The 25834-nt window shown below is 68.4% G+C and carries 23 protein-coding genes and 1 pseudogene; 10 read left to right on the top strand and 14 right to left on the bottom strand.

The window, feature by feature from the left end; all coding sequences use genetic code 11:
- Positions 1-103: 103 nt before the first annotated feature.
- The 4 genes from hutU to hutI are packed head-to-tail and all read right to left on the bottom strand — an operon-like array spanning position 104 to position 5346.
- Positions 104-1792 (bottom strand): urocanate hydratase, encoded by a 1689-nt coding sequence (hutU, locus tag OM960_RS05295; protein WP_264771277.1) that lies wholly within the window; start codon positions 1790-1792, stop codon positions 104-106.
- 11 nt (positions 1793-1803) lie between these two features.
- A complete protein-coding gene (gene hutG, locus OM960_RS05290) occupies positions 1804-2607 on the bottom strand; it encodes an N-formylglutamate deformylase (RefSeq protein WP_264771276.1) in 804 nt (267 codons plus the stop codon).
- Entirely contained in the window at positions 2604-4142 is a 1539-nt protein-coding gene (hutH, locus tag OM960_RS05285) for a histidine ammonia-lyase (RefSeq protein WP_264771275.1), read from the bottom strand. The genes hutG and hutH overlap by 4 nt, the downstream gene beginning before the upstream one ends.
- Positions 4123-5346 (bottom strand): imidazolonepropionase, encoded by a 1224-nt coding sequence (gene hutI / locus OM960_RS05280; RefSeq protein WP_264771274.1) that lies wholly within the window; start codon positions 5344-5346, stop codon positions 4123-4125. Before hutI ends, hutH begins: the two co-directional genes overlap by 20 nt.
- An 86-nt stretch (positions 5347-5432) precedes the next feature.
- Between hutI and OM960_RS05275 the strand changes: the two genes are divergently transcribed.
- Positions 5433-6791 (top strand): formimidoylglutamate deiminase, encoded by a 1359-nt coding sequence (locus OM960_RS05275; RefSeq protein WP_264771273.1) that lies wholly within the window; start codon positions 5433-5435, stop codon positions 6789-6791.
- A 6-nt stretch (positions 6792-6797) separates the two neighbouring features.
- Here OM960_RS05275 and OM960_RS05270 read toward each other — a convergent pair whose 3' ends face one another.
- On the bottom strand, positions 6798-7340 hold the full coding sequence (locus OM960_RS05270; RefSeq protein ID WP_264771272.1) for a HutD/Ves family protein: 543 nt from the start codon (positions 7338-7340) through the stop codon (positions 6798-6800).
- A gap of 68 nt (positions 7341-7408) precedes the next feature.
- Here OM960_RS05270 and hutC point away from each other — a divergent pair, with 68 nt between their 5' ends.
- Positions 7409-8119: a histidine utilization transcriptional repressor HutC gene (hutC, locus tag OM960_RS05265; RefSeq protein ID WP_264771271.1), complete on the top strand. Its 711-nt coding sequence runs from the start codon at positions 7409-7411 to the stop codon at positions 8117-8119.
- On the opposite strand, the gene OM960_RS05260 is transcribed toward hutC, so the two are convergent.
- The gene (locus OM960_RS05260; RefSeq protein WP_263333497.1) at positions 8113-9006 is read right to left on the bottom strand and encodes a LysR family transcriptional regulator; all 894 of its coding nucleotides are present in this window, start codon (positions 9004-9006) and stop codon (positions 8113-8115) included. The genes hutC and OM960_RS05260 overlap by 7 nt on opposite strands.
- 86 nt (positions 9007-9092) lie before the next feature.
- Here OM960_RS05260 and OM960_RS05255 point away from each other — a divergent pair, with 86 nt between their 5' ends.
- Entirely contained in the window at positions 9093-9896 is an 804-nt protein-coding gene (locus tag OM960_RS05255; protein ID WP_263333495.1) for a phytanoyl-CoA dioxygenase family protein, read from the top strand.
- On the top strand, positions 9893-10774 hold the full coding sequence (locus OM960_RS05250; protein WP_264771270.1) for an aldose epimerase family protein: 882 nt from the start codon (positions 9893-9895) through the stop codon (positions 10772-10774). The genes OM960_RS05255 and OM960_RS05250 overlap by 4 nt, the downstream gene beginning before the upstream one ends.
- 177 nt (positions 10775-10951) lie before the next feature.
- Here the strand turns inward: OM960_RS05250 and OM960_RS05245 are convergent, their stop codons facing one another.
- On the bottom strand, positions 10952-12187 hold the full coding sequence (locus OM960_RS05245; RefSeq protein ID WP_264771269.1) for a urate hydroxylase PuuD: 1236 nt from the start codon (positions 12185-12187) through the stop codon (positions 10952-10954).
- A gap of 122 nt (positions 12188-12309) precedes the next feature.
- On the opposite strand from OM960_RS05245, the gene OM960_RS05240 reads away from it, so the two are divergent.
- Complete coding sequence (locus OM960_RS05240) at positions 12310-13242, top strand: LysR family transcriptional regulator (RefSeq protein ID WP_263333488.1); 933 nt, start codon at positions 12310-12312, stop codon at positions 13240-13242.
- Positions 13243-13257: 15 nt separating this feature from the next.
- Here OM960_RS05240 and OM960_RS05235 read toward each other — a convergent pair whose 3' ends face one another.
- Positions 13258-13701, bottom strand: a complete 444-nt coding sequence (locus tag OM960_RS05235) for a MarR family winged helix-turn-helix transcriptional regulator (RefSeq protein ID WP_264771268.1) — start codon at positions 13699-13701, stop codon at positions 13258-13260.
- Between the two features lie 96 nt (positions 13702-13797).
- Between OM960_RS05235 and OM960_RS05230 the strand changes: the two genes are divergently transcribed.
- On the top strand, positions 13798-14460 hold the full coding sequence (locus tag OM960_RS05230; RefSeq protein ID WP_264771267.1) for a glutathione S-transferase family protein: 663 nt from the start codon (positions 13798-13800) through the stop codon (positions 14458-14460).
- A gap of 70 nt (positions 14461-14530) precedes the next feature.
- On the opposite strand, the gene OM960_RS05225 is transcribed toward OM960_RS05230, so the two are convergent.
- On the bottom strand, positions 14531-16516 hold the full coding sequence (locus OM960_RS05225) for a BTAD domain-containing putative transcriptional regulator (RefSeq protein ID WP_264771266.1): 1986 nt from the start codon (positions 16514-16516) through the stop codon (positions 14531-14533).
- 198 nt (positions 16517-16714) lie between these two features.
- Between OM960_RS05225 and OM960_RS05220 the strand changes: the two genes are divergently transcribed.
- From OM960_RS05220 to OM960_RS05205, 4 genes and pseudogenes are all read left to right on the top strand, one after another.
- On the top strand, positions 16715-16903 hold the full coding sequence (locus tag OM960_RS05220; RefSeq protein WP_263333480.1) for a hypothetical protein: 189 nt from the start codon (positions 16715-16717) through the stop codon (positions 16901-16903).
- Positions 16904-17003: 100 nt separating this feature from the next.
- Positions 17004-18032 (top strand): annotated as a pseudogene (gene cysK, locus OM960_RS05215) (cysteine synthase A); the annotation flags it as partial.
- A 66-nt stretch (positions 18033-18098) separates the two neighbouring features.
- Positions 18099-18476 (top strand): glutaredoxin domain-containing protein, encoded by a 378-nt coding sequence (locus OM960_RS05210; RefSeq protein ID WP_317852818.1) that lies wholly within the window; start codon positions 18099-18101, stop codon positions 18474-18476.
- Entirely contained in the window at positions 18473-19906 is a 1434-nt protein-coding gene (locus OM960_RS05205) for a pyridoxal phosphate-dependent decarboxylase family protein (RefSeq protein ID WP_264771265.1), read from the top strand. The genes OM960_RS05210 and OM960_RS05205 overlap by 4 nt, the downstream gene beginning before the upstream one ends.
- A gap of 6 nt (positions 19907-19912) precedes the next feature.
- On the opposite strand, the gene OM960_RS05200 is transcribed toward OM960_RS05205, so the two are convergent.
- From OM960_RS05200 to OM960_RS05180, 5 genes are read right to left on the bottom strand one after another with little or no spacing between them, the layout of a single operon-like run.
- A complete protein-coding gene (locus tag OM960_RS05200; RefSeq protein WP_264771264.1) occupies positions 19913-21343 on the bottom strand; it encodes a C69 family dipeptidase in 1431 nt (476 codons plus the stop codon).
- Positions 21340-22998, bottom strand: coding sequence for an amidohydrolase (locus OM960_RS05195; protein WP_264771263.1), 1659 nt, complete (start codon positions 22996-22998; stop codon positions 21340-21342). The genes OM960_RS05200 and OM960_RS05195 overlap by 4 nt, the downstream gene beginning before the upstream one ends.
- Entirely contained in the window at positions 22995-23981 is a 987-nt protein-coding gene (locus OM960_RS05190; protein WP_264771262.1) for an ABC transporter ATP-binding protein, read from the bottom strand. The genes OM960_RS05195 and OM960_RS05190 overlap by 4 nt, the downstream gene beginning before the upstream one ends.
- The gene (locus OM960_RS05185) at positions 23978-24949 is read right to left on the bottom strand and encodes an ABC transporter ATP-binding protein (RefSeq protein WP_264771261.1); all 972 of its coding nucleotides are present in this window, start codon (positions 24947-24949) and stop codon (positions 23978-23980) included. Before OM960_RS05185 ends, OM960_RS05190 begins: the two co-directional genes overlap by 4 nt.
- A complete protein-coding gene (locus OM960_RS05180; RefSeq protein WP_264771260.1) occupies positions 24949-25833 on the bottom strand; it encodes an ABC transporter permease in 885 nt (294 codons plus the stop codon). Before OM960_RS05180 ends, OM960_RS05185 begins: the two co-directional genes overlap by 1 nt.
- Position 25834: the final 1 nt, after the last annotated feature.

Below are 25834 nucleotides of genomic sequence, written 5' to 3'. Positions count from 1 at the left end.
ACCAGCCGCGGCGGGGCATGGCAAGGGGTGTGCGGGCCCCGGCGGGAGCCGGGAGGGCGCTGCCCTCCCGGACCCTCCCGGGGTATTTCTGCAATGAAGAAGGTCAGTTGCCGAGGATGGTCGGCAGTCTCAGACCGTGGTCGCGGGCGCAGTCCCTGGCAATGTCGTAGCCTGCGTCGGCGTGGCGCCAGACGCCCGAGGCGGGATCGTTCCACAGGACGCGTTCGAGGCGTTTCGCGGCCTCCGGCGTGCCGTCGGCGACGATCACGACGCCGGAATGCTGACTGAAGCCCATGCCGACGCCGCCGCCGTGATGGAGGCTCACCCAGGTCGCGCCCGAGGCGGTGTTGACGAGCGCGTTGAGGAGCGGCCAGTCGGAGACGGCGTCGGAGCCGTCCTTCATCGCTTCGGTCTCGCGGTTGGGCGAGGCGACGGAGCCGCTGTCGAGGTGGTCGCGGCCGATGACGACCGGTGCCTTCAGTTCACCGGAAGCGACCATTTCGTTGAACATGAGCCCGGCGCGGTGGCGGTCGCCGAGGCCGATCCAGCAGATGCGGGCGGGGAGCCCCTGGAAGGCGATGCGCTCGGCCGCCATGTCGAGCCAGCGGTGGAGGTGCTGGTTCTCCGAGAAGAGCTTCTTCATTGCCGCGTCGGTCTTGGCGATGTCCTCGGGATCGCCCGAGAGCGCGCACCAGCGGAAGGGGCCGATGCCCTTGCAGAACAAGGGGCGGATGTAGGCCGGGACGAAGCCGGGGAAGGCGAAGGCATTCTCGAGCCCTTCGTCCTTCGCGACCTGGCGGATGTTGTTGCCGTAATCGACCGTGGGCACGCCCGCCTCGTGGAACGCGACCATCGCGGCGACATGGCGCTTCATCGAGGCGCGGGCCTCGGCTTCCACCCGTTTCGGGTCGCTTTCCTGCGCCGCGCGCCATTCGGCGACGCTCCAGCCGAGCGGCAGGTAGCCGTGGACAGGGTCATGGGCCGAGGTCTGGTCGGTGACGATGTCGGGGCGGGGTCCGCCCGCCCTCATGCGGCGCGCGAGTTCGGGGACGATCTCGGCGGCGTTGCCGAGGAGGCCGACGGACTTGGCCTCGCCGGCCTTGGTCCATTTGTCGATGAGGGCGAGCGCTTCATCGAGCGTCTTCGCTTTCTCGTCGAGGTACCTGGTGCGCAAGCGAAAATCGATCCGCGTCTCGTCGCATTCCACGGCGAGGCAGCAGGCGCCCGCGAAGACCGCGGCGAGCGGCTGGGCCCCGCCCATGCCGCCGAGGCCCGCGGTCAGGATCCACTTGCCCGTGAGGTCGCCGCCGTAGTGCTGGCGGCCGGCCTCGGCGAAAGTTTCATAGGTTCCCTGCACAATGCCTTGGGTTCCAATGTAAATCCACGATCCGGCCGTCATCTGACCGTACATCATGAGGCCCTTGCGGTCGAGCTCGTTGAAATGCTCCCAGGTGGCCCAGTGCGGCACGAGGTTCGAATTGGCGATGAGCACGCGTGGGGCGTCGGGATGGGTCTTGACGACCGCCACGGGGCGGCCGGACTGGACGAGGAGGGTCTCGTCGGCCTCGAGGTCCTTCAGCGTCGCGACGATGCGGTCGAAATCGCCCCAGCTGCGCGCCGCCCGGCCGATGCCGCCGTAGACGACGAGCTCGTGCGGGTTCTCGGCAACGTCGGGATGGAGGTTGTTCATCAGCATCCGAAGCGGGGCCTCGGTGAGCCAGCTTTTCGCATTCAGTTCCGTACCGGTGGGCGGGTAAATGTCGCGGGTGTTCTTGCGGTCGAGGTCGAGCATCTGGGTCTCCGTCAGTTCAGCGCGCCGGAGCGGGCGAGGCGGTCGAGATTGGTGAGAACCCGGCGCAGGGTGGCGCGGGTGGGTTGGGCGGTATTGATGCAGTAGCTCCACGGTGCGGCCTCGGCGGCGAGATAGGCGCGCTGGGCGAGCTCCATCTGGATCGCGTGGACGCCGGTTTCCGGACGGCCGTAATGGCGTGTGGTCCAGCCGCCCTTGAAGCGGCCGTTGATGACGGTGTCCGCGCCCTCGGTCTTCAGGCAGGGATCGGCGGTCGCGCATTGCATCCGCGCGGCGCAGGTCTCGCCGCCGTTGGTGCCGATCGAGAAGACCGGGAGCCTGCCCTCGAACAGGAACGGGATGGTCGAGCGGATCGAATGGCAGTCGTAGAGCACCGCCACGCCATGCCGGGCCTTGACGCGGGCGATCTCCTCGGCGAGCGCGGCGTGGTAGGGCGCGTGGTAGCTGTCGCGGCGGGCGAGGATCTCGTCTTCGGACGGGGTTTGCCCGTCTTCCCAGATCGGCTCGCCATCGAAATCCGTGACCGGGCAGAGCGCGGTCGTGTTCTGTCCGGGATAGAGCGAGATGCCGTCGGGGTCGCGGTTGGCGTCGATCGCGTAGCGGTGGACGTTCATACGCACCACCGTCGCGCCGTCGAGCAGCCCGTCGTAGAGGCGGCCGATATGCCAGTCGGTGTCGGCGAGCGCGCGGCCGTTCGCGTTGAGCCGGCCGGTGAGCTCGTCGGGAAGCCAGGTCCCACCGTGGGGCTGGCCGAGCACGATCGGGCTGTCGCCCCGTTCCACCTCGAAGATGTTCATGTGACGAGCTCCGGCAGGGCGAGGCCGGCGGCGGCGGCGATGTCGCCGGTCGCGACGAGCCGGGCGGCGGTCTCGAGGTCGGGCGCGAGGTAACGGTCCTCGGCAAGGGGGGCGACGTCGCGGCGCAGCCGGGCGATAACGTCCTGCAGCGGCCCAGAGGTTCTCAGCGGCGCGCGGAACTCGATGCCCTGCACGGCGCAGAGAAGCTCCACGCCGAGGATGCGGTCGAGGTTCTCGACCATGCGGCGGAGGCGCCGGGCGCCATGGGCGGCCATCGAGACGTGATCCTCCTGGTTGGCGGAGGTGGGTGTGGAATCCGTCACCGTCGGATGGGCGAGGTGCTTGTTCTCGCTCATCAGCGCGGCCGTCGTGACCTCGGCGATCATGTAGCCAGAGTTCAGGCCGGGGTCGGGGGTCAGGAAGGGCGGCAGGTCATGGGACAGTGTCGGATCCACCATCAGCGCCACGCGGCGCTGGGCGATGGCGCCGATCTCGGCCAGCGCCAGCGCGATCATGTCGGCGGCGAAGCCCACGGGTTCGGCGTGGAAATTGCCGCCGGAGACGATCATCCCGGCCTCGGTGAGGACAAGCGGGTTGTCGGTGGCGGCATTTGCCTCGATCTCGAGCGTCCGTGCGGCCATGCGCAGGACGTCCATTGCTGCACCCGTGACCTGCGGCTGGCAGCGGATGCAGTAGGGGTCCTGCACGCGGGTGTCGCCGTCGCGGTGGCTTTCGCGGATCTCCGAGCCGTCGAGAAGGGTGCGCAGGAAGGCGGCGGATTCGATCTGGCCGGCATGGCCGCGCAGGCTGTGGATCTCGGGCTGCAGCGGCGCGGTGGAGCCCATGATCGCGTCGGTCGACAGCGCCGAGGTCACGAGCGCGGCTTGCGCCGCGCGCCAGGCCTCAAAGAGGCCTGCGAGCGCGAAGGCGGTGGAGAACTGGGTGCCGTTGATGAAGGCGAGCCCTTCCTTCGGCCCGGGCGGGATCGGGGAGAGGCCCGCCGCCGCCAGCGCCTCGGCGCCGGGCAGCACGCGGCCCTCGAACTCGGCCTCACCTTCGCCGATCATCACCGCGGTCATATGGGCGAGGGGGGCGAGATCGCCGGAGGCGCCGACCGAGCCCTGCGCTGGGATGACCGGTGTCACGCCGCGGGCGAGCATCTCTTCGAGTAGCTCGATCAACTCCCAGCGCACACCCGAGGCGCCGCGGCCCAGTGAGAGCAGCTTCAGCGCCATCATCAGCCGGGCATGGGCGCGCGGGATCGGCGCACCCACGCCGCAGCAATGCGACAGGATCAGGTTGCGCTGGAGCGTCGCTGTGTCCTTGGGCGCGACACGGACCGAGGCGAGCTTTCCAAAGCCGGTGTTGACGCCGTAGACCGGTACGTCGCCGGCGGCGGCAGCGGCGATGGCGGCCGCCGCGCGGTCCACCGCCCCTTTCGCGTCGCGGTGGAGGCGGGCGGGCAGTTCCTCGAAATAGAGCCTTGCGAGTTCCGCGAGGGTGACGGCGCCGGGCTTAAGCGAGAGGGATGTCAATCCAGCCTCCGATGATGCACTGATGGAGAGGGTTGAAGCCGAAACGGTAGCTGAGTTCGGCCGGATGCTCGGCGTTCCAGACTGCGAAATCGGCGCGCAGGCCCGGGGCGATCCTGCCCCGGTCGCTCAGGCCAAGGGCTTTCGCGGCGTTGCAGGTGGTCCCGGCCAGCGCCTCTTCCGGCGTCATGCGGAAGAGCGTGCAGGCCATGTTCATCGCCAGCAGAAGCGAGTTCATCGGCGAGGAGCCGGGATTGAGATCGGTCGCGACCGCCATCGGGACACCATGCTTGCGCAAGAGGTCGATGGGCGGGACTTTGGTTTCGCGCAGCGCGTAGAAGGCGCCCGGCAGGATCACGGCAACGGTGCCGGCCTCCGCCATCGCGTTGACGCCGGCCTCGTCGAGATACTCGAGGTGATCGGCCGAAAGCGCGCCGTAGCCCGCCGCCATCGCCGCGCCGCCGAGGTTGGAGAGCTGCTCGGCGTGGAGTTTCACTGGCAGGCCGAGCGCCCTGGCCGCGTCGAAGACGCGGGCGATTTCCTGCGGCGCAAAGGCGATGCCCTCGCAGAAACCATCGACCGCATCGACCAGCCCCTCTGCGTGCGCGGCCTTGAGCGCGGGCAGGCAGACCTCGTCGAGATAGGCGTCGGCGCGGCCCTTGTAGTCGGGCGGGATCGCATGGGCGCCAAGAAAGCTCGTATGAACCTCAACCGGCCGCAGGGCGGCAAGCCGGCGCGCGGCGCGCAGCATCCTGAGTTCGGTGTCGATATCGAGTCCGTAGCCAGACTTGATCTCGACGGTCGAGACGCCCTCGGCGATCAGCGCGTCGATCCGGGGCAGGGCGGCGGCGATCAGATCCTCCTCGCTCGCGGCACGGGTCGCGCGGACGGTGGAGACGATGCCACCGCCGGCGCGCGCCACCTCCTCGTAGCTCGCGCCGTTGAGCCGCATCTCGAATTCGTTCGCGCGGTTGCCGCCGTGGACGAGGTGAGTGTGGCAGTCGATCAGCGCCGGCGTGACCAGCCTGCCGCCGAGATCGTGGCGCGGATAGTGCGCGACGGCGGCGGGGATCTCGTCGGCCTTGCCGGTCCAGAGGATTCCGTCGGGGGTCACCGCGGTCGCGGCGTCCTCGATCAAACCGTAAGGCGCGTCGCCAGTCAGCGTCGCGGCACGGCAGTTCACGAAAAGGGCGTTGGGCTGTCGCATGGAAGGGACCGGTGTTGGGCGAATTCGGTTGCCGACTCATGTTCTAGGCCAGTATAGGTAATATGTCTAGACATAAAGGGGCCGACATGATCTTTGCGAAACGTGCGCTCTTGGCCCAAGGATGGACGCGGGATGTCCGGGTGACGGTGGGGGAGGGGCGGATTGCCGGTGTCGCGGCAGGGCGGCAGGCCGAGCCCGGCGATGCCGTCGTCGACACGCTCCTGCCCGCGCTTTCGAACCTGCATTCGCACACGTTCCAGCGCGCGATGGCCGGGATGACCGAGTACCGCGCCGAGGGGCGCGAGAGTTTCTGGACCTGGCGCGAGCTGATGTACCGTTTCCTCGACCGGCTCACGCCCGAGGATGTCGAGGCGATCGCGGCGATGACGTTCGTCGAGATGCAGGAGGCGGGCTATGCCGCGGTGGGCGAGTTCCACTATGTCCATCACCAGCCCGGCGGGGCGCGCTACGCCGATCCGGCGGAACTGTCGGCGCGGATCCTCGCCGCGGCGGAGGCGACCGGCATCGGGCTCACGCATCTGCCGGTCCTCTACACCTATGGCGGCGCGGGGCGGCAGGCGCTCGGTGGCGGCCAGCTTCGTTTCGGTAACGATCTCGACGGGTACGCGGGCCTTTTGGCCGCGGTGCGCCGCGTGGCGGGCGGGGCGTCGGCCGACACAAGCGTCGGTGTCGCGCCGCATTCGCTGCGCGCGACCTGCCCGGAAGATCTGGCCGAGGTTCCGGCACTCGCCGGGGGCGCGCCGATCCACATCCACATCGCCGAACAGCCGAAGGAAGTGGCCGATATCTCCGGCTGGCTCGGCGCCCGTCCGGTCGAGTGGCTCATGGCGAACGCGCCGGTCGGCGCCAATTGGTGCGCGGTGCATGCGACCCACATGACCGCCGTCGAGACGGAGGCTCTGGCACGGAGCGGGGCCGTGGCGGGGCTCTGCCCGATCACCGAGGCCAATCTCGGCGACGGGCCGTTTAACGGGCCGGGATGGATCGCTGCGGGCGGGCTTTTTGGTCTCGGATCGGATTCCAACGTGCGGATATCGCTGACCGAGGAGCTCCGGACGCTCGAGTATTCGCAGCGCCTGCGCGATCTGGAACGCAACGTGATGGTGCCGGGCGCGGGGTCCGTCGGAGGGTTCCTCTACACCGAAGCTGCGCGAGGCGGCGCGCAGGCACTCGGCCGTTCGGCCGGGGCGATCGAGGCGGGGCTCTGGGCCGATCTCGTCGCGATCGACGCCGGCCACCCGGCGCTCTGCGGTCTGGGCGACGAACAGCTTCTCGACGGGCTCTGCTTCGCGGCCTCGGACGCGGTGGTCACCGACCTCTGGTCGGCCGGGCGGCACCGGGTTCGGGAGGGCCGGCATGTCGCGCGCGCGTCCGTCACGGATGCCTACCGCAAGACTGTGGCTGGCCTCGTGGCACGTCTGTAGGTCGGCTCAGACCCGGTCGAGCACCGCAACAAGGGCCGGCGCGCCTTCAGTCGCTGTGCGCGCGGCACGGTCGAGAAGCGCGACGGCGCCCTCGGGTAGCACGCTGCCGCCCACGCGGCAGTCCGGCCCGAGGGAAAGCAGCGCGTGCAGGCGGCCCGGCGCGTCGTCGAGCGCGGTTTCCGTTCCGGCGTCGAGCACGCGCACGGCGGCCCGGATCCGCGCGGGATCGTAGATCACGTTGAAGTCGCGGACCGCGCCGGCGATCCGCGAGCACTCCGCCGGCAGGTCGCCCGGAAAGGCCAGCGGCGCGAACGGCAGCGCCGACAGCCGGCCTTCCGGCGTGTCGAGGATGAGACCCTTGCCGTCGATCACGGTGAGGATCCGCGCCAGACCCGGAAAGGCCGAGAACGGGCCGTCGGTGCCGACCTCGGCGATCGACAGCCGCCAGAGAAGCGCGTCCTGCTCTTCGCTCCGGGCGATCTCATGCGTGATGCCGCCGCCGTTCTTCCACGGCTGCGTTGCGAAACCGAAGGGGGGGATCACCTGCATTGCTTGCGCTTTTCCTCAGTCAAAAAGCCGATATGATCGGACAAATAGCACAAAGACGGTTTCTGTCCATGAATGATGACCCGAGCGCCGACATAAGCAGCTACCGCGACGTGAAGGCGGATATCCTGCGCCGGATCACCGAGGGCCACTGGGCGCCGGGGACGCTGCTGCCGGGCGAGGTGGAGCTTGCCGAAAGCTTCGGCGTGGCACGGGCGACGGTCAACCGGGCGATGCGGGAGTTGACCGACGAAGGGCTTCTGGAGCGTCGGCGCAAGGCCGGCACGCGGGTGCGGCCGATGCCGCTGCGCTCCGCCCGGTTCGAGATCCCTTTGGTGCGGGCAGAGATCGAGGCGACCGGCGCGGTTTACCGCTACGCGCTCCTGTCGCGGGACGCGCGGCAGGCACCGGATTGGCTACGCGCGCGGCTCGGGCTCGCAAAGGGCGCGCGGGCGCTGCATCTGGCCTGCCTGCACAGTGCGGACGGCGCGCCCTACCAGTTCGAGGACCGCTGGATCAGCCTTACGGCACTGCCGGCGGCCGAGGAGGCCGACTTCGCCGCGTCGGGCCCCAACGAATGGCTGGTCAAGGCCGTCCCCTATTCGGAGGTCGAAATCAGCTTCCTCGCCACGGCGGCGGACCCGCGGATCGCCGGCTACCTGTCGATGGATCCGGGCGAGCCGGTCTTCACCGCCGAGCGCACGACCTGGTGGGAGGGCAGGGGGATCACCCATGTCCGGCTCTATTTCGCGCGCGGTCACCGGATGACGACGCGTTACTGAGCGAGGATGCGCGTCGCGGCAACGATCTCGGCAAGCGCCTCGGCGGCGGCCGAGAGCGGGTTGGCGGCATGGCGCACGAGAACAATGGGCTCGCCCGGCCCGGCGTCGGTGAGCGGGCGGGCGACGAGTGGTCTGCCATCATGGCTGTGCCCGGTCCGCGGACAGGTATAGCTGAGGCCGATTCCGAACCCGTTTGCAGCGAGGCTGCGCATGGTTTCCAGCGAATGCGCGCGATGAGCGATCCGCGGGTCAAACCCGGCGCGGGTGAAGAGCGCCCTCATGTGGCTGAGGCTCAGACCCTGGTCGGCGAGGATCAGCGGCTCGGCCGCCAGCGCTGCGAGGCTCAGGTCGGGCAGGGCGGCAAGAGGATGCGCGGCCGCGAGGATCGCATGGGGCTGCAGCCGGGCGATTTCGCGCCGCTCGAAACCTGCATCGAGGCCGAGGTCGTAGGTGATCGCGAGGTCGATCCGGCCATGGGCCAGATCGTCGGCGAGCGCTTCGAAGCCGCCGATGCGAGGCGTTACCGTCAGGTCGGGACGCTCCGCCGCCAATCCGGCGAGCAGCGGCGCGAGCATCAGCGAGGCCAGATCCTCGAAGAGGCCGAGCGCCACAGGCGCGGCGCGGCGGGTCTCGCCGCGGGTCAGCCGGCGCAGATCGGCGAGGATGCGCTCGGCCTCGTCAAGGAAGTCACGTCCGAACGAGGTCGGCGTCACCGGCCCGCCGGGCCGGCGCAGGAACAGTGCGTTGCCGAGTTGCGCCTCGAGCTGGGTCAGCGCGACCGAGAGCGCCGGCTGGGAGACGTTCAGCGCCTCGGCCGCCGAGGTCATGCCGCCGGCGCGGGCGACAGCGGTGGCATATTCGAGCTGGCGGAGCGTAATGGATAGCATGGGATTATGGCTTCGATTTCGAATTATTATTTGAGTTAATGATGGCGTGACGGCAGGGTCGGCGCAAGCGAACGGAAGGAGAAAGCATGGAAACGCCCCTCGTGACGACGGAAATGGCGGAGGCCTATCAGCGCGACGGGGTCGTGCTGGTCAAAGGCCTGTGGAAGGACTGGGTCGACGTGATCCGGGCGGGCATCGAGCGCAACATGGCCGAGCCCGGGCCTTACGCGGCCGAGAACCTCAAGCCCGGCGAGGGCGGGCGGTTCTTCGACGATTACTGCAACTGGAGCCGGATCCCGGAGTTTTCCGAGGTGATTCGGAACTCGGACGTGGCCGAGGTGGCGGCGCGGCTGATGGGCAGCGATACGGTTCAGGTCTTCCACGACCATGTGCTGGTGAAGGAGCCGGGCACCTCAAAGCCCACGCCCTGGCATCAGGATGGCCCCTACTACTTCGTAGAGGGGCGCCAAACGGTCAGTTTCTGGTCGCCGGTCGATCCGGTGCGCGAGGCTTCCCTGCGCTGCGTCGCGGGCTCGCACCTCTGGGAAAAGGAGGTGCTGCCGACGCGCTGGTTGTCGGAGGAGAATTTCTATCCCGATCCCGAGACCTACATGCCGGTGCCCGATCCCGATGCCGAGGGAATGCGGATCCTCGAATGGGCGATGGAACCGGGCGACGCGGTGGCCTTCGATTTCCGCACGCTGCACGGTGCGCGCGGCAACCTGACGTCGACCCGTCGGCGGGCCTTTTCGCTCCGGCTCGTCGGCGCGGACGCCCGCTACGTCGAACGCCCGGGCCGCACCTCGCCGCCCTTTCCGGGGCACGGGATGCAGCCGGGCGCGCGGCTCAGGGAGGACTGGTTCCCGTACCTGAAGCGCGGCGCGGTGTGAGCGGCGTCCGCACACCGTTCGGCACCACCCGGGCGGGCGATGCCGTCGAAAGGGTGGAGCTGTCGGCGGGCGGTTTGCGGGCCTCGGTCCTGACCTATGGGGCCATCCTGCAGGATGTCCGGTTCGGTGGCGTTCCACATAGCCTGACGCTCGGTTCCGACCGGCTGGCGGACTACGAAGGCGCGATGTGTTGGCATGGCGCGCTGATCGCGCCGGTGGCCAATCGGCTGGGCGCGGGGCGGGCGTGGCTGCAGGGACGCGAGATCGTTCTGGAACGGGCGGCGCAAGAGAATCATCTTCTGCATTCCGGGGCCGCAGGCACCCATGCCAGGCTGTGGCGGATCGAGGATCTCGCGCCGGACCGCGTCACGCTTGCCGTGAATCTGGCGCATGGCGAGGGCGGGTTTCCGGGCCGGCGCAACATCCGGGCGGAGTATTCGGTGACGCCCACGTCGCTGCGGCTGGCGGTGAAGGCGCGGACCGATCGTCCGACACTCTTCAACGCGACCAATCACAGTTACTGGAACCTCGACGGGTCGGAAAGCTGGACGGGCCACCGGCTGCGGATCGACGCCGCCCGGATGCTCGCGGTCACCGATGATGTCGTGCCAACCGGTGAGATCAGGGAGGTGACCGGAGCGACATTCGATTTCCGCACGGACCGCGAGATCGCGCCCGGCGATCCGGCGCTCGACAGCTGTTTCTGCCTCTCCGATGATCGACGGCCGCTCCGGCCCGTGCTGCGGCTTCGCGGCCGATCCGGCGTGACGATGGAGGTCGCGACGACGGAACCCGGTGTTCAGGTCTATGACGGGCGGGATGCGATCCGGCCGGGACGGGTCGGCTATGAGGGGCTGGCCATCGAGACACAGGGCTGACCCGATGCGCCGAACCATCCCGGATTTCCGTCGATTGAGCTCATGCCGGGGAAGGCGTGCGAACAAGTCACCGAATGGCGGTTCTCGGGGCCGGATCGATCGTAAGGGGGATAAGCCCCCCCTTACGCAACGCCCGTGCGGTCGGTGGGTTGGAACCCACCTTACCTGCCCTGCGAATCAGCCCTCTCCCCGTGTCACGCCGCGATACCAGCTGACGATCTTCGACCGTTCCTCGGGTTCCATGAACGAGGTGTTGGCGGGCGGCATCGCGTGGCTCACGCCGGCCTGCAGGTAGATCTCGCGCGCCCAGGAGGCGACCTGCTCGCGTGTTTCGAGAATGACCCCCTTCGGTGCGTAGGGAATGCCCTCGAAGAACGGCTCGGAGGCGTGGCACATCGAGCAGCGGCCAAGGACGATGTTCTCGACGTCCTCGAAATCGGCCGCCGCCGCGAAGCGCGTCGCGGCGGGGGTGAGCCGGGCCTCGGTCGGCTCCTCGGCGCGGAACATCGGCGCGGTCGAGAGCCAGGCGATGACGAGGAACAGCAGCGCGGTCACGGCCCAGGTCCAAGTCGGGTTGCCCTTCCGGGCGTGGACCGTGTTGAAGTAGTGCCGGATCGTGACCCCCATCAGGAAGACGAGGCTGGCGATGATCCAGTTGTACTCGGTGGCGAAGGCCAGCGGGTAGTGGTTCGACAGCATCATGAAGAGCACGGGCAGCGTCAGGTAGTTGTTGTGGGTCGAGCGCTGCTTGGCGATCTTGCCGTATTTCGGGTCAGGAGTACGGCCGGCCACGAGGTCGGCGACGACGACCTTCTGGTTCGGGATGATGACGAAGAACACGTTCGCGCTCATCACGGTCGCGGTGAAGGCGCCGAGATGCAGGAGGGCGGCGCGCCCCGAGAAGACCTGCGTGTAGCCCCAGGCCATGATGACCAGGATCACATAGAGCGCGATCATGAGGCGCGTGTTGTCGTCGCCGAACTTCGATTTGCAGATGTTGTCGTAGAGAAGCCAGCCGAGCCCGAGCGAGGCGACGGAGATGACGATCGCCAGCCAGACGGAGATGTCGAGCACCTGCGGATCGACGAGATAGAGATCGGCGCCAAGATAGTAGACGAGCGCCAGCAGCGCTGCACCCGACAGCCAGGTCGCGTAGCTCTCCCATTTGAACCAGACGAGGTCGTCCGGCATCTTTTCCGGCGCCACGAGGTATTTCTGGATGTGGTAGAAGCCGCCGCCGTGGACCTGCCATTCCTCGCCATCCGCCCCGCTCGCGAGATTGCGGTCGCGGTGCAGCCCGAGGTCGAGCGCGATGAAGTAAAAGGATGAGCCGATCCAGGCGATCGCGGTGATCACATGCAACCAGCGCACCGCGAATTCCAGCCAGTCGGCCAGCACGATGAAGTCGTACATTCGGCTCCTCCTTCAGGATTGTCTTGCGAATGACGCTATACCGAAGTTCATCTTCCTGATAATCCTTGGAATATCTCAGAACTTTCAATGAATGCCGAATAATACCTGGCTGGGGCGCGGCAATGGCCTATGTGAACAATATCAAGATGTTCGTGCGGGTCTTCGAGCTTGGCTCGATGTCGGCGGCGGCGCGCGATCAGCGCACCTCGCCCGCGGTCGCCTCGGCGCGGATCGCCGAGCTTGAGAAGCATCTCGGCGTCAGGCTCTTCAACCGCACGACGCGACGGCTGCAGCCGACCGAGAACGGGCGGCTTTTCTATGAAGGCGCCCGCAAGGTGCTGGAAGCGATCGACGATGCAGAGGCGGCGGTCATGGCCTCCACCCGGAACCTGCGCGGCACGGTCTTCGTCGCCGCCCCCCTCGGCGTCGGGCGACGCTTCATCGCCCCGCACGTGCCGGAGTTCAAGGACGAGTACCCCCAGATCGATGTCCGGCTGCGGCTCTCGGACCGCAAGATCGACGTGATCGGCGAGGGGCTCGATATGGCGTTCCACCTCGGGCTTCTGGAGGATTCGACCCTTAAGATGCGGCTCGTGGCGGAATGCCCGCGCATCCTCTGCGCCGCGCCCGCCTATGTCGCGGCCCGGGGTGATCCGGCCGATGGCGAGGCGCTGGTGCAGGGGCGCCACGATTGCCTGAACCTGCGCTTTCCCGGCGCGCCGGAGTTCCAGTGGACGCTGGTCACTCCCGAGGGGCCGCGGCGCTACGAGGTCGCCGGGCCGTTCGAGACGGATGACGGCGATGTACTCACCGGCTGGGCGCTCGACGGTCGGGGGATCGTGATGAAGCCGATCTTCGAGGTGGCCGAGTATCTGCGCGACGGGCGGCTGGTGCCGGTCGCGCACGCGACGCCGCCGGTGCCGGTGCAGCTTTCCTGCCTGACCCAGCACCGAAGGCTGCGCGACCCGAAAATCCGGGTCTTCACCGATTTCATCGTCGCCAAGTGCCGCGAAGAACTTGCGCGAGCAATGGACGGACTCGCCCTGCCGGGCTGAACGGCCGCCGCAGCGTCAACCGAGGAGCCGGTCGAGCAGCTCAGCGAGCCGTGCGGCCTCGCGCGGGTGGAGCTTTGCGCCGATCGCAGCCTCCATCGCGGCCGCATATACCGGCCACATCGCGCTGCGCGTCCGCCGGCCTTTCGCGGTGATCGTCAGGATCTGACCGCGCCCGTCCTCGGGGCAGGGGGTTCGCGAGATCAGCCCCGCCGCCGCGATCCGCTGCAAGAGCCGCGACAGCCCGTATTGCGGAAGGAGCAGACGCTGCTGCAACGTGTTCTGGCGCAGGCCGTCCGGGCCCGCGCGCTCGATCTCGAGAAGCGCGTCGTACCATTGCAGGCACGGCAGACCGGCATCGGCCAGATCGCGTTCGATCCGGTCCCGGGCCCTTTCGGATGCCCGCGCGAGGCGGATCCAGATCGCCTGTCCGGGCCGCGAACGCGTGTCATCGCTGTGCATCCGCGAACATATACATGCGTATGCATCCGGATTGAAGAGGGAATGAATCCGATTATATGCATGCGCATGCATCTACTTCCGCGAAAGGATCCTCACATGCCTGCGAAACTCGTGCTGATCAGCCATCACCTCTGCCCCTATGTACAGCGCGTCGCCATCGCCCTTGCCGAGAAGGGGATGGAGTTCGAGCGCATCAACATCGACCTGTCCAACAAGCCGGACTGGTTCCTCGAGCTATCGCCGCTCGGCAAGACTCCGGTTCTGACCGTGGATGGCAGGCCGATCTTCGAATCCGCCGTGATCCTTGAGTATCTCGAGGAAATCGGCCCTGAGCCGCTACACCCGGACTCGGCGCTCGAGCGCGCCGAGCACCGCGGATGGATGGAGTTCGGATCGGCGGTCCTGAACGACATCGCCGGGCTCTACTCGGCGGCGACGGCCGAGGCGTTCGAGGCGAAGCGGCAGGCGCTCGGCGCGAAGTTTGCCCGGATCGAAGCGCGGCTCGGCGAGGGCGAGCTGTTTGACCGGCGCGGCTTTTCGCTGGTTGACGCGGTCTTCGCGCCGGTCTTCCGCTATTTCGACGTTCTCGACCGAACCGGCGATTTCGCGGGCATCGGGGCGCTGCCGAGGCTCGACCGCTGGCGCCGGGCGCTCGCGGCAAGGCCCTCGGTCCTCGGGGCTGTCGCCGCGGACTATCCCGAGCGGCTGACGGAGTTTCTGAGGGCGCGGCCGTCGTATCTCGCGGGGCTGATGGCCTGATGCGGTAGCGCCCCCGGTCTCGGCCGGGGCGCGCCAGGGGCCTTGCGGCGGAACGTGCGCGGCGGCCGGTTCAGTCCAGCCCCGCCTTGCGCAATCCGCCGACATAGATCTCCAGTTGCTTTGGATCGCGCAGGTAGAACAGCCGTTCCGCGACGAAGGCGCAGGTGATGCCGGGGCGCCGTTCCTTGAGCTCCGCCACCGCCTGCGCCGCGCGCTCCGCCTCGCCCAGATTGCCGAGGGCAGAGGCCTTGATCGCGGTCGACCAGTAATGCGAGTTGGGCACCGCCTCGGCGCGCTCGGCCCAGTCGGCGGCGGCCTCGAAATCCTCCTTGAACAGTAGCGCCGTCGCGCCATAGGCGAGAAAAGCCCATCGGTAGGGATCCGCGGGGCTGAGCCGCACCGCCTCGTCGAAGCACGGCATGGCGCGGTCGAGCTCGCCGGCATAGGCGAGCGAATCCCCGAGCCCGCAATGCGCCTGCGCCATGTTCGGGTTGAGTTCCGTGGCGGTCCGAAGCTCGGCCAGTGAGCGGTCGTATTCCCCGCGCGCGAGGTACACCCGGCCCAGAGCGAAGCGGCCGACGGCGTCGTCGGGATCCAGCCGGCAGGACTTGCGCGCAAGCTCCAGCGCCTCGTCGAGAAGGGCGGCGACGTCTCCCGCCTCGAAATAGATGGCGGAGATCACCATCGCGTAGGAGAGCCGCGCATAGGCCGCGGCGAAGTTCGGGTTAAGCTCTACAGCGCGGCGGAAATAGCGCTGCGCCTCGGCATTCGTCTCGGCGGCGAATTCGTACTGGATCGCGAGACCGCGGTGATAGCAGTCCCATGCGTTCATCTCGTCAATGCCGAGCGTTCGGGCCGCGCGCCCGGCGAGCCGCTCCAGCTCAGCCTCGACCGAGGCGGCGATGGTTTCGGCAAGCTCGTCGAGCACCGCGTCAAGTGTCTCGCCGGCACGGTCGTAACGCGTCACCCAAAGGTAGCGGCCGGTGCCCGGTTCGGCGAGTTGCACGGTCAGGCGCAGATTTGGCCCCAGGGTGCGCAGCGACCCATGCACGATGTAATCGAGCCCGAGATCGCGGCCGAGCGCGCCGAGTTCGCTCGCCGTCAGCCGCTTGCCCCCGAGGCCGGGACTGGCGCGGACGTCGAGCCAGCGGAAGCGCGACAGGTTCGTGGTGATGTCGTCGCAGAGGCCCTCGGCGAAGGCGTTCTCCTCGGCGCCGGGCATGATCGTCGCGAAGGGTACGACGGCGATGGCGGGGCGGGTCGTTTGGGCCACCTCCTCGGCCTCGGTGGGGCCGGGTTCGGGCAGTCGCTCCGCCGCTTCGACCGGTGCCATGAAGGCCTCGCCGCGGATCTCGCTCATCAGCCGCTGCAATTCGTGCCCGGGGCCGACGCCGAGCTCCTTCATCAGCTGGGCTTCGTAGAGCTTGTAATGCTGGATCGCCGCCGCCCGTTCGCCCGACTGGGCGAGGATGCGGACCAGCACCATGTGGGAGGCGTCGCGCAGCGGGTCGAGCGCGACAAGCCGGCGCGCGGTGTCGAGCGCCGCATCGGCATTGCCGGCCTTCAGCTGCGCTTCGGCGGCGCGCTCGAACACCCGGCAGGCGAGGCTGCCGAACCGCTGGCGCTCCGAGACGATCCAGTCCTCGAAATCGCTCTGCTGACCATAAAGCCCGTCGAGCAACGGCCCTTCCATCAACTCGATGGCGCGGATCGCGGCCTCGGGCGCGGGGTCGGCGGCCAGTTCGGCGAAGCGGTCGACATCGACGCTCACCGCCTCTGCGGCGAAACCGACGCGGTCGCCCTCGGTGCGGATTGTATCGGCATCGCCGTCGAAGCTCCTGCGCAGCTTCGAGATCGCCTGGCGCAGGCTCTGCCGCGCCTGTTCAGGGAACCGGTCGCCCCAGAACAGCGCCATGAGCCGGTCGCGTGACGGCGGCATGCCGGTGTTGAGCGCCAGATAGGCGACGAGCCCTTGCGTCTTGGCGCCCGCGATCGGCACCTCGGCCCCGTCGGGACCGGCCACCGTCAGCTTGCCAAAGAGCCTGATCGTGAGCATCGCAGTGCGTCCCCCCAAGGGAAAGTGTACGCAAAATTGCCCGACAAGGGAAAGGTTTCGGTCGGAACCGACGGAATTTGCAGGAGAATCCAGAATTGACGGCGAATTCACGGTGGCTTTTGCCCCGGGATCACGGCGCGATCCCAAGGTTCGGGCAAAAAGGTCTTATCAGCGAAAGCCAAAACTGGGAGACTGACAATGACCGCGATGACCAAGTTTTCGACCGCCGATCTGCCCGTTCCCGAGATCATCGGTCCCTATTCGGAGTGGCCGCGCCGCGAGAAGCTGCGGGCTGGGACACCGCGCCGCCGCCGCGCCATCGCCTATGCCTCGGGCCTCGCCGCCCTCGGCATCTTCGCCCACTGCGCCGTGCCGCTTCTCGTCTGAAGCGGCACCGAGATCAGGACAGGACGGACCCATGACCAAGTTCGAGACCAGACTCACCGACCAATCCCGCGCCGACCGGGAGCGCCATGCCTCGACCGGCATCCGCGCCTCGATCCTCGACACCGTCGGACACACCCCGATCGTGCGGATCAACAACCTCGGCCCGAAGCATGTCGAGCTCTACGTCAAGATCGAGGCCTTCAACCCGATGGGTTCCGTCAAGGACCGGCTCGCGCTGGGCGTGATCGAGGCGGCCGAACGTGACGGCACGCTGAAGCCCGGCCAGACCGTGATCGAGGCGACTTCGGGCAATACCGGGATCGGGCTCGCCATGGTCTGCGCCCAGAAGGGCTATCCGCTCGTCGTCACGATGGCCGAGAACTTCAGCGTCGAACGGCGCAAGCTGATGCGCTTTCTTGGCGCGAAGGTGGTCCTGACCCCGGCTTCGGAGAAGGGCACCGGCATGATCGCCAAGGCGCGCGAGCTGGCCGAGAAGCACGGCTGGTTCCTCTGCCGCCAGTTCGAGAACGAGGCCAATCCCGACGTCCACTCGCGCACCACCGCCGAGGAGATCCTCGCCGATTTCGAGGGGATCGGGCTCGACTACTGGGTGTCGGGCTTCGGCACCGGCGGGACGCTCAAGGGCGTGTCGCGGGTCCTGAAGGAGAAGAGCCCCGGCACGCGGGTCGTCGTCGCCGAGCCCGACAACGCCCGGATCCTGTCGAGCGGGATCGAGCAGGCGCGCAATCCCGACGGCAGCGCCGCGGCCAGCCATCCGGGCTTCCGCCCGCACCTGATGCAGGGCTGGACGCCCGACTTCATTCCCAAGCTCGCGGGCGACGTGCTCGATGCTGAGTTGATCGACCTCTACCAGCCGGTTTCCGGCGACGACGCGCTGCAATGCGCGCGCGACCTGGCGGCGAAGGAGGGCATCTTCTGTGGCACCAGCGCCGGCGCGACGTTTGCCGCCGCGTTGAAGGTGGCCGAGGCCGCACCGGAAGGCACGCGCATCCTCGCGATGCTGCCCGATACCGGCGAGCGCTACCTCTCGACCCCGCTCTTCGCCGATATCGAGGAGACGATGACCGGCGAGGAGATGGAGATCGCCCAGTCGACCCCGCGCTACCGGTTCGACACTGCCGCGACGCCCGTGCCGGCGGCGGCTGGCGCCGGGGCGAAGCCGGAGGCCCTCGCGATGGTCGAGGAGATGGTGACCGACCCGGATCGGCCGGTCGTGCTGTTCGCGCTCGAATGGTGCGAGTTCTGCTGGTCGGTGCGCAAGCTCTTCGCCGCGGCGGGGATCGAATACCGGTCGGTCGACCTCGACTCGGTCGCCTACCAGAAGGACGATCTCGGCGGCGACCTTCGCGCGGCGCTGCTGGAGCGGCTGGGCGTGCCGACGATCCCGCAGATCTTCGTGGGCGGTCGGCATCTCGGCGGAGCGACCGAGACCTTCGACGCCTTCAACGACGGCAGCCTGAAGGCGCTCCTGACCGAGCACGGCGTGGCGTTCGATCCCGAGATGAAGAAGAACGCCTACAGCTTCCTGCCGAACTGGCTGCATCCGCGATGAAACCGGAGGTGATCATGGCGGCCGAGGTTTCCGCCCTGCGGCGCGCCGCCGACTACGGCGCCGCGTTTCGCCACAAGGGCCATCCGCTCCATCCGGTCGAGGGCGCGCCGGCGCTCCGGCGCCGGTTCTGCCGCCCGCTTGACGAAGCCGGGCGCGACGGCGCGGCGGTGATCGAGGATCTGATCGCCGCCGCCGAGCCCGGCCTAGTCGGCAATACCGACGGCGCGTTCTTCGCCTGGGTGATGGGCGGATCGAACCTGACCGGCGTCGCGGCTGATTGGCTCGCCTCGGTCTGGGGCCAGAACGCGGCGACCTACCAGTGCTCGCCTGCCGCAGCGATCGCCGAGGAGGCGGTGGAGGGCTGGATCCTCGATCTGCTCGACCTGCCGCGCGAAAGCTCGGTGGGGTTCGTCACCGGCGCGACGATGGCCGGTTTCGTCGGCCTCGCGGCGGCGCGCGGCGCCGTGCTCCGGCGCGCCGGGCATGACATCGACCGGCTGGGGCTTCAGGGCGCGCCGCTGGTCAAGATCTACCTCTCCGACGAAGCGCATGTCTCCAACCATACCGCGTTGCGGTTCCTCGGCTTCGGCGAGGCGAACCTCGTGCGGATCGGGTCCGACGGCCAGGGCGTGATGCGGGTGCCGGAACTGGCAGAGGCGATGGCGCGACACGAGGGGCCAAAGATCGTGATCGGGCAGGCCGGCCAGATCAACACCGGCGGTTTCGACGATTTCGCCGCACTGGCCGATCTCGCGCAAGCGCATGGCGCCTGGCTCCATGTCGACGGCGCGTTCGGCCTCTGGCTCCGCGTTCTGCCGGAGAAGGCGGCGCTGACCTCGGCGATCGAGCGGGCCGACAGCTGGTCGGTCGACGGCCACAAATGGCTGCAGGTGCCCTACGATTCCGGCTTCGCCATCATCCGCGACCGCGAGGCGCACCGGCGGGCGATGGACATGACCGCCGCCTATATCGCGCCCGCGCCCGACGACGGGCGCGACCCGAAGGACTACAATCCGGAGTTGTCGCGCCGGGCGCGCGGCTTCGCGGCCTGGGCCGTTCTGCAGGGGCTCGGCCGGTCCGGGGTGCGCGACCTCGTCCGGCGCCATTGCGCGCTGGCGGCGGCGCTCGCGGAGCGGTTGTCCGGCGTCGCGGGGCTCGGGGTCCTGAACCAGGTGGACTGCAATCAGGTCGTCTTCGCCTGCGAGGGCGGGGAAGGGACCGTTCCCGATGCCGCGACCCGGCATCTGGTCGAGCGTCTGAACGCGACGGGGACGGTCTTTCTCCGCACCACGGACTGGAAGGGCCGGGCGGTGATCCGTGTCTCGGTCATCGCCGAGCCGACCGGCCGGGACGAGATCGACCGTCTCGGCGATCTGATCGAGGACGAATGGGCGCGGCTCAGGCGCGAACTGGCCGAGGTAGCGCGGTAACGCCGGTCACCAGAGCTGAAGGAACGCGACCGGCTCTTGGCGCGCCTCGACCGGACCGAGCGCCGACAGTTCCGCAGCGAACCCGCCGGCAAGCGCCATCACCATGTCGAGCCCGGCCCGGAGTTCGCTCGCGCTGAACTCGCCGAGCAGCCCAAGCGCATCCTCGCGCAGACCCGCCGCGAGCGCGGCTTCGACCACGCGCTGCAGCCGTTCGGTCCGGCCGGCGAGCGCCGCCTCGCGCGCGGCAAAGGCCCGCGTCGCGCGCGCAAGCGCGTCCTCTCCGAGGAGGTGCAGCAGGTACATCAGGCGTTTCGATTCCGCGACCGCGGAGCGGGTGGCCTCGGCCGCCTGCGGCACCAGCGAGACCGTGTCGACTCCGCCGCTCACGGCCTTGCGCAGGTCCATGAACCGGTGCGACTCGCCCGTCGTCAGGTAGCGGTGGGGGCCGAACTCCGCCGGCACGTCGCGCTGACCGAGGAAGACCGGCGCGAAGGGCGCCGCGATCGCGCCGGTCGGGGCGTGCCACATCATGTAGAGATCCGGATCGGCTGGTGTCACGAGCGGCACGACCTGGCCGTAGCCTGCCGTGTCGCCGGTGAGCCGTTCGGTTCGCACCGCCCAGATCACGTCCTCGATCCCGATCTTTCCGGCCCGCGCCGCGCGCTCGGCCATCTCGGCCTCGATCCAGCAGACGCCGTCCCAGCGGCCCTTGCCGTCGCCGTAGACCGTGTTGGCGTCGAAGGGGCCACCGGCATACCAGCCCATCTCGCGCGCGAAGCTGACGAAATTGGGCGACCAGAGGAAATCGGGGTGATCGGGCGTATCGACCGGCACCTCTAGCACATAGCCGGGGCGCGAGGCGCGGATCGCATCCGGGCCCAGTCGTTCGGCGACCCAGAGCCCCTTGCCGCCGGCGAACTGGATCATCACCCAGGCCTCGTCCGCATCTGCGAAGAGGTGGGAGTTGCCGCCATAGGTGCTTTCGCCATGTTCCGCGATCAGCGCGCCGCAGATCTCGACCGCCGCGCGCGCCGTACCCGCGCGCTCGAGCGCGACCCGCGCGAGGTCGCTGTAGTTCGGCCCGGTCTGGTCCACGGGCGTCATCGCGATCAGCTCGTCGCGCGAGGTCGACCAGACGTCGCGCACCGCGACGCCCTTCTCGTTGACGCCACCATTGGTGATCGGTGCCGGCACGCCCTTGTAATAGGAATAGCTGACCCGCATGTGCCGGAGCGTATGGCCGACCTGCGGGATCGAGCTGCGGACGCCCGGCATGTCGGCCTCGGCCCCGACGCCGACCCCGATCGTCGCGCCGGCGGGATGGTCGGCCGCAGGGACGATCTCGAGCCAGTGTGAGGAAGGTTCGTCGCCGTAGCCGCCAAGCCAGGCGTGACTGGTCCGGCTGTGGTTGCGGCCGATGTAGATCGCGTAGCTCATGCGCCGGCTCCGATGCGTTTCGTGGTGTTTATTTCTCCTATTTCAGCCGCGAAAATCGGCAATCCGCGCCGCCAAGTTTGCACTAATTGAACATTTTCGATGTTTTCAGGCTTCGCGAGCGGATTCGCGTCGAGCACGGCCAGATCTGCGAGCTTGCCCGTCTCGATCGAGCCGCGTTCGGCTTCCTGGAACACCTGCCAGGCGGCGTCGATCGTGTGGGCGCGGAGCGCGCTCAGGGCGGAAACGCGCTGGTGATCACCAAGCAGCCGACCGCTCTGGGTGCGCCGGTTCACGACCGTATGGATCAGCTGCAGCGGCCGGGTCGGGGTCACCGAGGCGTCGTTGTGGATGGTGAAACGGACGCCGGCCGCCTCGGCCCAGGCGGCCGGCGAGATGTTCGCGGCCCGCTCGGGGCCCAGCAACTCGTCGTGGTGCTTGTCGCCCCAGAACCAGACATGGGCGGGAAAGAAGCTGATCGTGACGCCGAGTGCTGCGCAGCGCGCGAGCTGGTCCTGACGCATCACCTGTCCATGGATGATGGTGTGGCGGTGATCGGGGCGCGGATTGGCCGCGGTTGCCGCCTCGACGGCATCGAGGAACAAGTCGGAGGCGGCATCGCCGTTGCAATGGGTGTGGATCTGGAAGCCGAGGTCGTGGAGCTTCCGGACCTCGGCGAAGAGCGTCTCGCGGTCCATGTAGGGCAGGCCAGTATCGGGGGCCTTGCCGGGGGCGCCGGTATGGTAGGGCTCGGTGAGCCAGGCGGTGCGCATCAGGAACGAGCCGTCGGTCAGGAGCTTGCGCGGCCCGAGCGTGACATGCGCCTGCTCCGGCCAGCGGGTTCCGAGCCCCTTGGTCGAGAAGTCGGGCTCGATCTCGGCGATGGGCAGGAGGACGAGGTCGATGCCCGGATCGCCCGCCGCCGCGACCTCGGCGAAAAGATCCAGAAGCGGCTGCGCGGTCCAGGAATTCTGCGCCAGCGTCACGCCGTGGGAGATGTATTCTTCGCGCGCGACGTCGAAGCAGCGGCGGAAGTTGCTGGCGTCGATCAGGAAATGCGTGTCGCCCATCTCGCCCATGGCCGACAGCCCCTCGATCCCGCCCGTGAGTCGGCCGCCGGCATCGCGCAGGTAGCGCCCCCCGGCGGGGTCGGGCGTATCCTCGCCCACGCCGTGGCGGGCGAGTGCGAGGGAATTCGCCACGCCGCAATGACCCGAGGTGTGGATCACCCAGATCGGATGATCGGAAGACACCGCGTCGAGCTCGTCGCGGGTCGGCATCCGGCCCTCGGTCAGAAGGGTCTCGTCGAGCGCCGCGCCCATGACCCAGTCGCCCTTCGGTGTCTCGGCGGCCTTGGCGCGGAGCCGCGCGAATATGTCGGCGAGCGTGCGGCACCCCCCCCGCGGCGGCGAGGCGAGATCGGCGCGCAGGAGTGTCACGAAGGCCGAATCCGGGAAATGCCCGTGCGGGTCGATGAAGGCCGGGATCAGCGTCCGTCCGGCAAGGTCGATTTCCCGCGCGCCCGGCAGCGCGACCCGGACGTCGGGCAGCGGCCCGACCGCGACGATGCGCTCACCCGCGATGCCCACTGCTTCGGGGGTGGAGTTGGCCGCATCCATCGTCAGGATCGGGCCGCCAGTGAAGATCGTGGCACTCATGATGCGGCCTGAACCTCGCGCGTCCAGATTTCCGGGAAATGGCAACGATGCGCGCCGCTGGCATGGGTGGTCCAGGCGGGCACGTCGCGCGAACAGCGGGCCTGGACGAAGGGGCAGCGGGTGTGGAACTCGCAGCCCTTCGGCCGCCGCAGGATCGACGGCGGCTCGCCCTGAAGCTCCACCCGCATCAGCTGCGCGTCGGGGTCGGGCTCGGGGTTGGCTGCCAGGAGGGCCAGCGTGTAGGGGTGCTGCGGGCGGACGAAAACCTCCTCGGTCGCGCCTTCCTCCACCAGCTTACCTAGATACATTATGCCAACCTTGTCAGTGATATGGCGCACGACGTTAAGGTTGTGGGTGATGATCATGATCGCCAGGCCGAGCTCGTCTTGAAGGCGGGCAAGGAGGTTCAGCATCTCGCCCTGGATCGAGACGTCGAGACCGGCCGTCGGCTCGTCGGCGATCAGGAGCTTCGGGTCGAGTGCCAGCGCCCGCGCCACGCCCACCCGACGCGCCTGACCGCCGGAGATCTGGTAAGGATAGCGCGACGCGAATTCCGGCGGCAGGCCGACCATGGTCAGGAGCCGCCGCGCCTCGGCGTCGAGGTCGCGATCCTTCATACCCTGGATGCGGAACGGCTCGGTGATCAGCGACTTGATGGTGAGACGGGGCGAGAGCGAGCCGATCGGATCCTGGAACATCATCACGATCTCGCGCCGGAGCTTGCGGAACTCCGCCTCGGGCAGGTTCACGAGTTCCTGTCCGCGATAAATGATCGAGCCTTCGGAGGCGTGGTGGAGCCCCGCGACGGCGCGGGCGAGCGTGGTCTTGCCCGAGCCGCTCTCGCCGACGATGCCGTAGGTCTTGCCCTCCTCGACATCGAGGCTGACGCCGGAGACGGCGTCGATCGTTCCGGCGGAGGAAAAGATGCCGCCGCGGAGGTGGAAGCGGACGAAGACGTCGCGGATCTGCAGCAGCGCGCTCATGCGGTTTCCTTCTCGGCAATCAGGTGGCAGGCGGCCCGGTGGCCCGCGCGCGCGGTCCACAGCGCGGGGCGCGTGTCGCAGGCCTTGTGGCGCTTGTCGCAGCGGTCGGCGAAGATGCAGCCCTTGGGCAGGTTGACGAGGTCTGGGATGTTGCCCGGGATCGTCGGCAGAACCCGCGTCTTCACCTTGATGTGGCCGGGATCGCAGTCGAGAAGGGCGGCCGTGTAGGGATGGGCGGGATTGTGGAAGACGTCGCGGACGGTGCCGCTTTCCACCACTTCCCCGGCGTACATCACGACGACCTCGTCGCAGAGCTCGGCGATCACGCCGAGATGGTGCGAGATGAAGAGAACCCCGCAGCCGATCTCGTCCTGCAACTCCTTCAGCCGCTTGATGATCTGCACTTCGAGCGTGGCATCGAGCGCGGTCGTCGGCTCGTCGGCGATGAGAAGTGCCGGCCGGGCCATCAGCGCCATCGCGATCGCGATGCGCTGGCGCATCCCGCCCGAGAACTCGAACGGATACTGGTTGAGCCGCGCCTCGGGGTCGGGGATGCCGACGAGCGCCAGCATCTCGGCGGCCCGTTTCAGCTTCTCGGCCTTGGGTTTCTTGTCGCGGTACTGGATGTCGACCATCTGCTGGCCGACGGTCAGGACCGGGTTGTGGGTCTGCATCGGGTCCTGGAAGACCATCGATATCTCGGTGCCGCGCAGCGCCCGCATCTCGGCCTCAGACCGGGCCAGCAGGTCCGTCCCCTTGAAGCGCACCTCGCCCGAGCCAACCTGTGCGTTCGGCGCCATCAGCCGGATGATCGAGGAGATCAGCGTGGACTTGCCGCAGCCGGACTCGCCCACGATGCCGACGATCTTGCCCTCGGGCACCGTCATCGAGACGTTCCGGAGCGCCCTGAGGCTCCCGCGTGGCGTCGAGTAGCTGACCGAGAGGTCGCGAATGTCGAGAACGGCCATCACTTGCCCCCCTTGCCGCGCAGTTTCGGATCGACCACGTCGCGCAATGCCTCGCCGAGGAAGGTAAAGCCGAGCGTGGTCAGGATGAGCGGGATGCCCCCCGCGATGATGAGCCAGGGCGTGTTGCGAATGAGCGCGTAGCCGTCCGAGAGAAGCACGCCCCAGGATGGCGTGGGCGGCTTTACCCCCATGCCGAGGAAGCTGAGGCCGGCCTCGAGCCCGACAACGGTCGGGATGTCCATCGCGGCGAGCACCGCGAGCGGGCCGAGGACGTTCGGCAGGATGTGGATGCCCATGATCCGCGGCACCGTGGCGCCGAGCGAGAGTTCGGCCGTGATGAACTCGGACTGCTTGATCGACTGGGTCAGCGTGCGCACGACCCGTCCGTAGGTCGGAATCGAGGTGACCATGATGACGAAGATGACGGTGTTGAGGCTCGGTCCCACCAGCGCCACGACGGCGAGCGCGAACATCACCGTCGGGAAGGAGCGCAGGGTGTCGAAGAGAAGCACGATGAGGCTGTCGAGCCATTTCGGCCCGTAGCCCGCGATCATGCCGAGCAGGAGCCCGAAGACGATCGCCCCGGCGATCGTCGGCAGCGCCACCTTCAGGGCCACGCGGCCGCCCCAGATCACGCGGGAGAAGGTGTCGCGGCCGATCTGGTCGGTGCCGAGGAGATGGGCGGCGTTCGGCCCCTGCAGCCGGTCGGGAATGTTCATCGCCACCGGGTCGTAGGGCGCGATCCAGGGCGCGAGGAGCGCCGAGCCGACGATCGCCACGACGATGATCAGGCCGGCGAGGCCCAGGGGATCGCGGACGAGGTGGTAGAGGATCTCGCCCAGTTCGGAACGGGCCCTGGGCAGCACGATTGCGGTATCGGTCATT

Source organism: Defluviimonas salinarum, from assembly GCF_026013545.1.
Taxonomy (GTDB): Bacteria; Pseudomonadota; Alphaproteobacteria; order Rhodobacterales; family Rhodobacteraceae; genus Albidovulum; species Albidovulum salinarum.
This window is presented reverse-complemented; position numbering and strand designations above follow the sequence as displayed.